The sequence below is a fragment of the Atopobacter phocae ATCC BAA-285 genome (genome assembly GCF_000526675.1).
GTDB classification, from domain to species: Bacteria; Bacillota; Bacilli; order Lactobacillales; family Aerococcaceae; genus Atopobacter; species Atopobacter phocae.
In genome coordinates, this window is the sequence record NZ_JAGN01000004.1 from 48,291 (window position 1) to 59,825 (window position 11,535).

An 11,535-nucleotide genomic window follows, 5' to 3' on the forward strand; every position below is an offset into this window, starting at 1 on the left:
ATTATCCCTCCCTATATAGTAATATTTAAATCGTTAAAAAAGATAACCCCAGGCACATAGGAATGCTCAGCACAAATGTACCTACCCCATTATGGGACCCAGCGTTCATCCTTCACAAGTTATCTTTATATACATTATACACTTTTTATATGATCTTTTACTAGTTAAATATTCTAAAAAACAAAAAACCCCACTCTGTCGAGTGGGGAAACCCTCTTTTGTGTTGGCGCACGTAGAGAGGAAAGATTAAAAATGATAAAACAATATGAATTAAAAAACGGCGAAAAACGTTATTTATTCCAAACCTATTTAGGTGTTGACCCACAAACTGGGAAACAACGTCGCACGACTCGTCGTGGATTTAAAACAGAACGTGAAGCCAAATTAGCCGAAGCACGTCTCCTCCACGAAATTGAAACACAAGGGTTTGACAACAAACCCAAGCAAGTGAAATTTGAGGTGGTGCTTGGAAAATGGTTTGAGTTGCATAAAAAGAAACTTAAACCCAGTTCTATTATAAATTACGAGAGAGATTCTAACAATCATGTCTTACTTTATTTTAAGGGTAAATACGTTGACAAAATAACAGTGGATGATTGTCAAAAGTTTGTTGTGAATATGTATGATAAAATGACGAACGGTTATAGGCCGGTTGGGATTGCCTCAAAAGTAATGGACCACGCAATCAGACTTGGATATATAAAATCAAATCCTTTTAAATTAGCTGTTAGACCACCAAAATTAAAAACGGACTATACTGTGCCTTTTATGGACAGAAAAGAATTTAATAAATTTATTTACGATTTACACAAATCATCACTTAGTACTCAAAACAAAATAATGATACATTTAATTGCGTTTACAGGCATGCGAAAAAACGAAGCGGCAGCATTAATGTGGAAAGATGTTGATTTAAATAACAATTTAATCAAAATAGAAAGAAATGTTGCTAAAGATAGAGTTGGATATTATATTTCCGAACCTAAAACTAAAGCTGGAATTCGAACGATTGCTATCGATAAAGAAACAATAGATTTGTTAAAGAAATGGAAAATAAAACAAATGGAGATACTTTTTAGTCGCGGACAAAAACACAAAGGACAAGAACAGCTGTTGTTTGCTAACAGAAATAACTCGTTTGTTTGCAGAAGGATTGTTAATGATTTGTTAGATCGAATGACGAACGAAATGAACATAAAAAGGATAACGCCCCATTCGCTCAGGCATACACACGCCTCTCTTTTGCTAGAAGCAGGTGCATCTATCAAAGAAGTGCAAGACAGACTAGGTCACAAGGATATCAAAACAACAATGGATACATATGCTCACGTAACAACGGACGGAAAAGAAAAAACAGTTAATCAATTTATTGCGTTTGTATCAAATGGTTAAGACGTATTCATTTGCGTATTCAAAATGTTTCTTTTATCGAAAAAACGTTTATTTTTATTGGTTTTAAAGGGTTACCAAAAATACACTACCCAACTTATTCAATTGGCTAATTCAAAACAAAAAAATGGATGGGCAAACGCTCCATCCATTTTTTGTTTCTATTTAATTAGAAGGCTCCGCCTCCACCGCCGCCTCCACCGCCAAAACTAGTTCCGCCACCAAATCCACCACCACTACCGGAGAAGTTAGTCGCATTTTTATTTGTTTGAACGGTTTGAGATGTTGTAACTGCTTGTCCAACACTTTGATTAATCATCTGATGTAATAAATAATGTTGCATCATTGAATGACCATAATATTGCGATACATTTCCTGTTGCCAAAACATTCGGTGGAAAATAAGTAGTCATTTCTTTAATAACAGTATCTGCTTCATTGAATAATACACCAAATACTAAATAGTGTTCCCACATAATAATCGATTGTGTCCGGGCGCGCTCCAAATGCGCGATATCATGGAGCATTTGTTTAAATGCATCCCATTCTTTGCGTGCTCGTGCGCCTTTATCTGTATATGAAATAGGGTATTTACTAGCAATGTACAAACTATAAAAACCAAGACCAGTAGATATTGTCCCTATTAAAGGCACCATGAACCTTAACCAAGAGAGAGTCATCGGAACATCACTAGTAAATAGACTGAATATTATAATACCCAAACCTATTTGTATTTGTAATATACCTAATGCAAATAAGCCTGCACGTTTCTTTTTCTCTCCATAATCAAGACGATGCGCTTCTTTTTTCAAATAGCCTTCATATTTTTTTAAAGATGATAGGAATTGAGAACTATTCTTTTTAGCATAATGATCTAATTCTTTTTTCTTTAGTTGATTATTTTGTCCAATTTTTTCAAACATCCAGTTCAAAAAATATTGTTCTGAATACGATAGTTGATCTGAATCTACAGAAGGCACTCGATAAAAAGTTATTTGCGGCATTGCTCGATGCTTAATAACACTTTTTTTAGATTCTATCACTTCGATTGTTACATGTTTCCGTCGAATCAAATCTAACATCGTTGCCGAGACAACTTGACTGGATACATCTTCCAAATATACTGCTTGATTGACAATAGCAGGCGCCAATTGGTTAGGTAGCTCATAAAGATGATTCGGTACATGACCACCATGTTCCATCATCCTTTGATATTTCATATGAGATTTTATACTAATAATCCCGGTGCCAATTACACTGATTATTCCAGTACCTAAAGCCACCCATCGCATTATATTTGTTATTTTTTCAGTTTGTTTCAAATCATCTTCTCTTTTTTGTGCTAATGCTCGTTCCTGCCTTAAAATATCGTCCAACTTCTTCTCTTTTACTTGATTAATATTATTTGGTACCAATGCGGTTGGAAAAATAACATGAGCTTCCATAAACGTTTGTTCAGGGTTAACATCAATCCCCAGTGTCACCACCTTCCGATTCTCCTCAATTTGAATCCAACCAGCATAATCCCCATGTGCCCAAGCCTTTAATTGATCATCACTTACAGGTTCTGGAAGATGAATATGTACGCGCACATTATTTAATGGATGATCCCATTGTTCACCAATTACTCGATAATTAAGCTCAGCTATATCTAAATAGCTTGTTATCAAATGGGGTACTCGATACTGAATTTGTAATGTTTTACGATCCTGTTCTCCAGGTGAAAATATTTTAAATGCAATCAATCCATTAGAAGTTTTTTTCATTTGATAAGTTCCATCCACTTCAGATGTATCTTGTTTCATTATCTGCATGTCGCCTGATTCATTTTCGACACGTATATCAAATGTCCGAGGGGCTTCAAAAACTCCAGTTGAATCGTATTGATATAATAATCCTTGATATTCATCATCAAAGTCATACTGATACCGTTCAGTTACTTGTGCAGATCCATCCCGCTCAATATGATAGTCAATATCCACCTGATTAATCTCGTAATCAACAGCTTCAATAGCTATTGGATGGTGGATGACACTCAAAAAAAATATTACACTCAAAAAAAGTATCCATCTTATCTTTTTCATAATAATTTCCTCACGATCTATTGTATTCGCTTTGGATAAAAACAATCTTTCAAGATTAAAAGAAGAACGACTATTATAAAACGTCGCTTAGGAATCACTAAAAAGCACCACCAGTAACATTGTAATGACGTTTAAAGAAATATTTACCAGCTAAACTAGCAGCTGCAATAATGATATACCCAACTGCCGGCAAGGTTGGATTAATAGTAGCTGGTATAGCCGCTTGAAATACCGAAATAAAGCTAATCCACAAACCCATCGTAATAAAAGATGCAATAATATATTGCGGAATACCACGTTGTCCTTTAGGCGCATCTAAGTTTGGTGCATATTTTATTAAAACCATCATCATCAAGCCACCTAAAATATAGTTGATAATTAAACTAAGTAAACCCATTCCTTGAGCTGTTTGTGGATTCATTAATAAAGTGAATCCTGAAATCATAGCAAACATTCCACCTAACAATAATCCACCATCAATGGCTAGTTGCCAACTTGGTGAGCGTTCTGCTCCATTTGCTACATGTTTTGATTGTTTGCCATGAACAAGCGTATTAGCGTATTCTCCAGCTGTTCCATATAAGTGCTTCGCTGTAATCCCTTGTTTCTGTGATTCAATCAACTCTGGTAATAAGTGATGCAATTCGCTAACAATCCGTGCTTCACTTGCACCATAGTGTCTCAATTGTTTTTCTAGTTGATGAACGTATTGATCATTTTTCTTTGTTAATTGTTTTTTTAATTCAACATTCGAATGATCCATTGCTTCTAAAGTTCGAATATCATGAGGCGTTTCTTCAGTTTTGGGTGTTGATTCGATTTCTAAAAATGCTTTAATTTTATCTAACATAATCGTCTCCTAATATTTTAAGTAATATGTTTTTCACGATCATTTAAAAGTTTATACGTTGAAGCGGAATAACATAACATCGCCATCTTCTACAACATAATCTTTTCCTTCTAAGCGAACGCGTCCTGCTTCTTTTGCGGCTTGCATTCCACCGTATTCTACTAAGTCATTATAAGACACCGTTTCTGCTCGAATAAACCCTTTTTCAAAATCACTATGAATAACACCCGCTGCTGCTGGAGCTTTCATTCCTAACTTAAAGGTCCATGCTCGCACTTCTTTTTCACCTGCAGTGAAATAAGTTGCTAATCCTAATAAACGATAAGCTTTTTGGATTAATACATCTAACCCAGAACGTTCGATACCCATTTCATCTAAGAACATCGCTTTATCATCTTCATCTAACTCGGCAATCTCTTCTTCAATACGGGCACAAATAACAACTACTTCAGCACCTTCTTTTTCAGCGTATGCTTCAACTACTTGAACTAATGGATTGTCACTACCTTTAGATACTTCATCTTCGGAAACATTAGCAATATACAAAATAGGTTTAGCCGTCAATAAAAATAAACTGCGTACAATTTTTTGTTCTTCTTCTGAAAATTCCATCGAACGAACTGGACGTCCTTCTTCTAACGCTGGCTTTATTTTTTCTAATACTTTAAACTCTTGAACAGCTTCTTTATCCTTTGCTTTTGCCATCTTATGTACACGACTATAACGACGTTCAACGGATTCTAAGTCAGCAAAAACAAGCTCCATATTAATTGTTTCAATGTCATCAATCGGATCAACTTTTCCACTAACATGTGTAATGTTTTCATCTTCAAAACAACGAACAACATGACAAATCGCATCAACTTCTCGAATGTGACTTAAAAATTTATTTCCTAAACCTTCACCTTTTGAAGCACCTTTTACAATTCCTGCAATATCAGTAAATTCAAAAGTAGTTGGTACAGTTTTCTTTGGTTGTACTAATTGTGTTAAATGATTTAATCGATCATCCGGTACTTCAACAACTCCTACGTTTGGATCAATCGTCGCAAACGGATAATTCGCTGCTTCTACTCCTGCTTTTGTAATTGCGTTAAATAAAGTGGATTTCCCAACATTTGGTAGTCCTACGATTCCTGCTGTTAATGCCATTTTTTATCCTCTTTCTTCAATTAATATTATTTTTTGTATTTACGTATTTTGCTTCGTGACACGTTTCAATTTACGATTAAACTCTCGCCGAGGCATCATCACAATTTGACCACAATTTAAACACTTTATCTTAATGTCCATCCCCATTCGGACAATTTCCCAAGCGTTCGTCTGACAAGCGTGTGGCTTTTTCATTTCTACTTGATCATGTAATTGATATTCTTTTAATTGCATCATCTCATCCTCAATCATCAAGTGTAATTTCTAATAATTCTAATATACGAGCTAAATCTCGTTCTGACAAATACTCAATTTGAATTTTCCCAGAATGTTTCGTTGCTTGTTCCACAATGGATACATTCGTTCCAAATTTATCCATTAACTGCTCTTCGTATGCTGTAATGAATGGTGATTTTTCTTTTTTAGTGCGTTCTTTTTTTATCGATTCCTCTGGATTGGAAAGTGCTTGTAAATATTGCTCTGTTTGGCGCACATTCCAATGCTCTTTAATGATTAATTCTAACGTATGTAATATTTGCTCTTCCTCTTTCAAGCCAATCAACGCACGTGCGTGTCCAACTGTGATTATACCTGATTCAAGTGCTTGTTGCGCTTTTAATGGTAATGACAGTAAACGGACAAAGTTGGCAATATACGACCGACTTTTTCCAACTTTATTACTAACTTCTTGTTGAGTTAAATGAAGCTCATCCATTAATCGGCGATATGCTTTTGCTTCTTCGATGGCTGACAAATCTTCTCGTTGTAAATTTTCAACGATGGCAATTTGAATCATTTCCATATCATCATATGCACGAACAATAGCTGGTATCGTTTCTTTACCAGCTAAACGACTAGCCCGCACACGTCTTTCTCCAGCAATCAAATCATACCCTTTAATTTGGGATTGACGAACAATCACGGGTTGAAAAACGCCTTGTATTTTAATCGATTCAGATAATTCTTGTAGTGCATCTTCATCGAATGTCATTCGTGGTTGATATGGATTCGCTCGAATTGCTTCAAGTGGTAACTCCATGACTTGTTCGTGCGTTGAATCCGTCATGGGATTATCAACTGATTGACTATCTGTTCCTTGTGATACTGATTTATTCTGCTTTTTGTCTACACTCTTCTCTTTTATTGATTCATCTGCATCAAATGAATCATGAAAAAGTGCATCAATACCTCGTCCTAACCCTTTATTCTTTCGATTCTTCATGTGCTACCACTTCCTTTGCTAATGCCAGATAAAGCTGGCCACCTTTCGATTGTAAATCATAATCAATAATTGATAGACCATGGCTTGGTGCTTCAGACAATCGGACATTTCGCGCAATAATTGTTTTGTATACTTTTTCTTTAAAGAATTTTTCCACTTCATTTCGAACGTCATTACCTAAATTTGTGCGAGAATCGTACATCGTCAATAGCACACCTTCAAGTAATAAATTCGCATTATAATATTTTCGAACCATTTGAATCGTATTAATTAATTGCGATAACCCTTCTAAAGCGAAGTACTCTGCCTGAACTGGTATTAAAACAGCTTCAGCTGCTGTAAATGCATTAATCGTCAAATGGCCTAAAGATGGTGGGCAATCAATATAGATGTAATCGTAATCTAATTCCGCACGTTCCAACGCTTCTAATAAACGTTTCTCTCTTTTGGGCTGATTCGTTAATTCGATTTCTGCTCCGGCTAACTGAATACTTGCAGGAACAATATCCAAACCTTCCCGACTTGAAGGTACAATAGTCTCTTTTAACGAAACATCATTAATGAGTACATCATATAAATCATATTGGACATCTTCATGATTGACACCAAGACCACTTGTTAAATTTCCCTGAGGATCACTATCAATTAATAATACACGTTTTCCCAAATAGGCCAAGCCTGCACTTAAGTTTACAGCAGTTGTTGTTTTCCCAACGCCACCTTTTTGGTTCGCTATTGCAATAATTCGTGCCACATTAGCCCCTCCACATACATATTTTCTCCATTTTATCATACCAAAATCTGACCTATCTTTATAGCGTTTTTAACCTGATACGTGAAAATCTTACGATATTATCAATTTAATAGCCAAATAATGAAAAAAAGACCGGAATCATACCAGCCTTTTCATAGATTTTACTTTTAAAATATGTTTATTGTTCTTCTAATGAAACATCTTGTCCAAAAATCCGCATTTTTAACGCAACACCTGTTGGCGTCCCTGCAGTACCACCTAATCCTGTTTCTCGTAATTCACGTGGCATCTGTTTTCCAATTTTTCGCATTGCTTCAATTGTTTCGTCAGCCGGTATAATGTTTTCAATCCCTGCTAATGCCATATCTGCTGCAATTAACGCATTACCGGCACCAATCGCATTTCTTTTCACACATGGTACTTCTACTAAACCAGCAACTGGATCACAAACTAAACCTAACAAATTACCTAATGCGGTTGAAAAAGCATGCGCACTTTGTTCTGGTGTTCCGCCTGCTGCTTCAACTGCCGCTGCTGCTGCCATAGCACTCGCACTTCCCACTTCTGCCTGACAACCACCAACTGCCCCTGCAATCATCGCATTATTAGCCACAATCATTCCAAAAAGCGCACTAGTCAATAAAAAACGTATTTTAGCATCTTCGTCTAGTTTTAAAGTATCCGCTACTGAAAACAAGACACCTGGAATTGTTCCACTAGCTCCAGCAGTTGGTGTAGCACATATCACACCCATTGCTGCATTCACTTCATTGGTGCCTAATGCATTTTGAACAGCTTTTAACATTTTATCGTCTGAGAGTGTGTTACCTTTTTGGCGGTAACGTTGCATTTTTAAAGCATCTCCACCTGTTAAGCCAGTGGGCGAATGAACACCATCTCCTGTAATACTACGTGCAACAGCTTTTTCCATCGTTACTAGATTTTGTCGCATCCCCTCAAGTACTTCTTCTTCTGTTTTTCCGGACACTTCAACTTCTTGTTCTAACATTAATTGTGATAAACTTTTATTCGTTTGTTGACTCGTTTCCACAATTTCTTTTATCGACATAAACATTCGCATAATCTCTCCTTACTTTAAGATGTATATAGACAAATCATCTGTTTTTAACTCACGTAATCGTTGCTCTTTTTCATTCGTTAAGAATGCATTTAGTTCAAAGTGCGTTAAAACTTTTTGGTTCTTTTCTTGCACAATTCGGTGAGTAACTGGTAAATCGAGATCTTGTAACAAGTGTTTCACTTGTTCAATTTTTTTATTATCTTCTGAAATTGCAATAACAATTGGCAAAGGCCCTGTTGGTTGAATCACGAAATCTTCTACTTCATAATGTCGTACCTCAATCGTTCCGCCACCAACAGAAGCGCCGATTAAACGTACACGTTCTGCTCCACTAATTAATTCCACATCTGCAGTATTTTCATGATGAATTGGACTCTCTTCGTTTTTTCGTTCAATAAATTGAATATCAATTCCTTGGTCTTGAGCAATCTCAATTGCATGTGGTACACGCGTATCTTCTGTGCTGAAATTTAATACACCACCAACAATGGCATAATCTGTTCCATGACCTTGATGAGTTTCTGCAAATGACTCATAATAGCGACAGATTACTCGCTCTGGTGTACCTTGCAATAAACAACGTGCTGCAAGAGCAATTCGTAAAGCACCAGCTGTATGAGAACTTGACGGTCCTACCATAATTGGTCCGATAATGTCGAAACAACTCCGATAGTTTATGGATTTTGACATATTCGTCCCTTCTTTCTTTTATAAAAAATGAACGCAATCATTCAATCGCATTATAACAAACTACATGATTAATATGGAATCATGTAGCTTGAAAAATGATGTATCAATTATTATATCATATTATTCAAGTTGTACCGATAAATACTGTTCTTAAGCATGTATTTATCTAGTATTTAAGCAGCTTTTGACTCATTAGTTCCACGTAATTCATCTGCTGTTTTTATTGGCATATTTTTAAAGACAATTGATCCTAAGAAACCAGCAGCAACACTAGCAACAATACAAATCGATGCAGCAATTAATACTTTACTTGCTGGATTGTAAGCAAACATTACTGCGAAGCCTGCAATAGGAGTTGCTGTTCCGGTTGTTTGATTAACTAATCCCATTAAAGAAATAGCTATGCCACACAATGCACCACCGACAAAGTTCGTTATATATACGGGTATTGGATTGGCAGAAATTAAATCAGCTTGAGTCAACGGTTCAATTGCTACTGAAATCGTATCTTTATCTGAACCAAATTTCATACGTTTAAATAAGACAAAATTCATGAAACTTGAACCGAATACAGATAGCGCACCAATCGCCATAGGAACTCCCGTTAATCCCATCATTGCAGTTAAAGCCATGGAAGAAAGAGGCGCAGTTGCTACTACTGTAATTACCCCACCTAATACAATCCCCATAACGATTGGGCTTTTATCTGCACTAGTTATTAAAATTTCACCAATACGTAATAAAGTAGCATTCACAACAGGCGTTGATAATTGTGCGATAAAACGAGTAAGAGGCGCTGCAAAAACAATAATTAAAATAAGATCAAGTCCACCTGGCAATCTTTTCTCCATTTCAAGTAACACAAAAGAAATTAAATAGCCTGCTACAAAGCCTGGCAATATCCCCATGCCTGCACATGTTAGTCCAACTAAAACGGCATATACTGGGGTCACTCCTAGCGCTAAAGGCACCAAAATAGCTGCAGCTACTCCACCTAAAGACCCATTTGAATCGCCCACTTGTTGTAAGAAATCAAAGCCTAGTACACCACCAAAAAATGATGCGTGAAAAGCTTCTACTAAAAAACTAGCACAGGCGGCATTGGCAAGAGCGCCCATTGCTTTCGTTCCATAAGGTGCTTTGTAATTGAATAAAGTGAAGCAGCTCAATACCACTAGCAAGGCTGCCGTTCCAGTAATGACTTCCATATGATTAATCCCCCTAAAGTTTTTTTGATAGCTTCATCATAAATTAAAATGTAAACGTTGTCAATAACATTTTATTATTATGATAATTAATTATTATTATGTTGAAAATGATGTTGTAATCGATTACAATCATATATGAGGTGAAAATAATGAACAAAGACATGCTTGCTCACTATACTCAAATAGTGAAATATTTTGGACAAATTCTTGGTCCCCATTATGAAATAATTTTACATGTTATGGATCCAGATGGTGGTAGTCATATTGGGGCTATTGCCAACGGGGAATTAAGTGAACGTAATATGGATGCTCCTTTAACCGATTTTGCATTACAAATGGTGCGTGAAAAAAAATATTTAACTAGCCCTTTTATTTCAGGTTATCGTGGCATTATGCCAAATGGCCGTGAATTTAAATCGAGCACAATGTTCATCACTGACGACGATAATCAACTATTGGGGCTATTGTGCGTAAATTTTGATATCAAAGCTTATGAAGGGATTGCGAATCAAATTCTTAGTTTAGCAGGCAGTCCAAATCGGGTAGGTGCAACTAATGAATTAGATCTTGACTATACCGAACGTTTTGCACCAAATATTGAACAATTAATTCGTCAAACAGTTCCTGAACATTATTTAGATCCAAATATTCGTCTTTTACCAAAACAACGCCTCGAAATTATTAAGGATTTGAATCATCAAAATATTTTTCAAATCAAAGGAGCCGTTACAGAAGTAGCTAATGTTTTAAATATTTCCGAACCAAGCGTCTATCGTTACTTAAAGCAAGTAAATGGTGAATAAGTAAAAAGGCATCAGCGAGTGATTTGAACTGCTCCCTGTCAAGTAGACAGGTAAAAAATAAATTTTATGCACCTATGGTTTTTCATCCATAGGTGTTTTTTATGCTGGAATGGCTAACCCCATCTTTAAGGTGATTCGTTTAGTGTTAAAGAAATGAATATATTGATCAATATCTTTTGTTAAACTTTCAAATGTATCATATTTATTTAAATAATATAATTCTGATTTGAGCATGCCAAAAAAGTTTTCCATTGGACCATTATCGATACATTTTCCTACACGTGACATACTTTGAATGGCTTG

General features: G+C 35.9%; 12 protein-coding genes. 2 read left to right on the plus strand and 10 right to left on the minus strand.

Translation table 11 applies throughout. The features are described 5' to 3' along the window. The first annotated feature begins 252 nt into the window (after positions 1–252). The gene (locus L866_RS0101535) at positions 253–1,392 is read left to right on the plus strand and encodes a site-specific integrase (protein WP_025728479.1); all 1,140 of its coding nucleotides are present in this window, start codon (positions 253–255) and stop codon (positions 1,390–1,392) included. A 166-nt stretch (positions 1,393–1,558) separates the two neighbouring features. Here the strand turns inward: L866_RS0101535 and L866_RS0101540 are convergent, their stop codons facing one another. From L866_RS0101540 to L866_RS0101580, 9 genes are all read right to left on the minus strand, one after another. Continuing rightward, positions 1,559–3,445: a DUF2207 domain-containing protein gene (locus tag L866_RS0101540; protein WP_169729062.1), complete on the minus strand. Its 1,887-nt coding sequence runs from the start codon at positions 3,443–3,445 to the stop codon at positions 1,559–1,561. Positions 3,446–3,569: 124 nt separating this feature from the next. Next, entirely contained in the window at positions 3,570–4,322 is a 753-nt protein-coding gene (locus L866_RS0101545) for a DUF1129 domain-containing protein (protein WP_025728483.1), read from the minus strand. A 51-nt stretch (positions 4,323–4,373) separates the two neighbouring features. Further along, positions 4,374–5,474: a redox-regulated ATPase YchF gene (gene ychF, locus L866_RS0101550; protein WP_025728484.1), complete on the minus strand. Its 1,101-nt coding sequence runs from the start codon at positions 5,472–5,474 to the stop codon at positions 4,374–4,376. A gap of 39 nt (positions 5,475–5,513) precedes the next feature. Next, entirely contained in the window at positions 5,514–5,708 is a 195-nt protein-coding gene (locus tag L866_RS0101555; protein ID WP_025728485.1) for a DUF951 domain-containing protein, read from the minus strand. Positions 5,709–5,718: 10 nt separating this feature from the next. Beyond that, on the minus strand, positions 5,719–6,696 hold the full coding sequence (locus tag L866_RS0101560) for a ParB/RepB/Spo0J family partition protein (protein ID WP_025728486.1): 978 nt from the start codon (positions 6,694–6,696) through the stop codon (positions 5,719–5,721). After that, positions 6,677–7,450 carry a ParA family protein gene (locus L866_RS0101565; RefSeq protein ID WP_025728487.1) on the minus strand — a complete coding sequence of 258 codons (774 nt, stop codon included), beginning with the start codon at positions 7,448–7,450 and terminating at the stop codon, positions 6,677–6,679. Before L866_RS0101565 ends, L866_RS0101560 begins: the two co-directional genes overlap by 20 nt. A 178-nt stretch (positions 7,451–7,628) precedes the next feature. Then, the gene (gene sdaAA / locus L866_RS0101570; protein WP_025728488.1) at positions 7,629–8,525 is read right to left on the minus strand and encodes an L-serine ammonia-lyase, iron-sulfur-dependent, subunit alpha; all 897 of its coding nucleotides are present in this window, start codon (positions 8,523–8,525) and stop codon (positions 7,629–7,631) included. Positions 8,526–8,540: 15 nt separating this feature from the next. Beyond that, positions 8,541–9,221, minus strand: a complete 681-nt coding sequence (locus L866_RS0101575; RefSeq protein ID WP_035445862.1) for a serine dehydratase beta chain — start codon at positions 9,219–9,221, stop codon at positions 8,541–8,543. A gap of 173 nt (positions 9,222–9,394) precedes the next feature. Continuing rightward, positions 9,395–10,429, minus strand: a complete 1,035-nt coding sequence (locus tag L866_RS0101580; protein ID WP_025728492.1) for a PTS sugar transporter subunit IIC — start codon at positions 10,427–10,429, stop codon at positions 9,395–9,397. A 149-nt stretch (positions 10,430–10,578) separates the two neighbouring features. Between L866_RS0101580 and L866_RS0101585 the strand changes: the two genes are divergently transcribed. Then, entirely contained in the window at positions 10,579–11,232 is a 654-nt protein-coding gene (locus L866_RS0101585; protein WP_025728494.1) for a helix-turn-helix transcriptional regulator, read from the plus strand. A gap of 99 nt (positions 11,233–11,331) precedes the next feature. Here the strand turns inward: L866_RS0101585 and L866_RS0101590 are convergent. Further along, positions 11,332–11,535: IS3 family transposase (locus L866_RS0101590; RefSeq protein ID WP_025728496.1), on the minus strand; the 204-nt coding region annotated here is incomplete at its 5' end.

Coding starts and splice junctions, on each gene's coding strand:
- L866_RS0101580 (WP_025728492.1), bottom strand. CDS start 10,429: ATGGAAGTCATTACTGGAACGGCAGCCTTGCTAGTGGTATTGAGCTGC.
- ychF (WP_025728484.1), bottom strand. CDS start 5,474: ATGGCATTAACAGCAGGAATCGTAGGACTACCAAATGTTGGGAAATCC.
- L866_RS0101560 (WP_025728486.1), bottom strand. CDS start 6,696: ATGAAGAATCGAAAGAATAAAGGGTTAGGACGAGGTATTGATGCACTT.
- L866_RS0101575 (WP_035445862.1), bottom strand. CDS start 9,221: ATGTCAAAATCCATAAACTATCGGAGTTGTTTCGACATTATCGGACCA.
- L866_RS0101535 (WP_025728479.1), top strand. CDS start 253: ATGATAAAACAATATGAATTAAAAAACGGCGAAAAACGTTATTTATTC.
- L866_RS0101545 (WP_025728483.1), bottom strand. CDS start 4,322: ATGTTAGATAAAATTAAAGCATTTTTAGAAATCGAATCAACACCCAAA.
- sdaAA (WP_025728488.1), bottom strand. CDS start 8,525: ATGTTTATGTCGATAAAAGAAATTGTGGAAACGAGTCAACAAACGAAT.
- L866_RS0101585 (WP_025728494.1), top strand. CDS start 10,579: ATGAACAAAGACATGCTTGCTCACTATACTCAAATAGTGAAATATTTT.
- L866_RS0101555 (WP_025728485.1), bottom strand. CDS start 5,708: ATGCAATTAAAAGAATATCAATTACATGATCAAGTAGAAATGAAAAAG.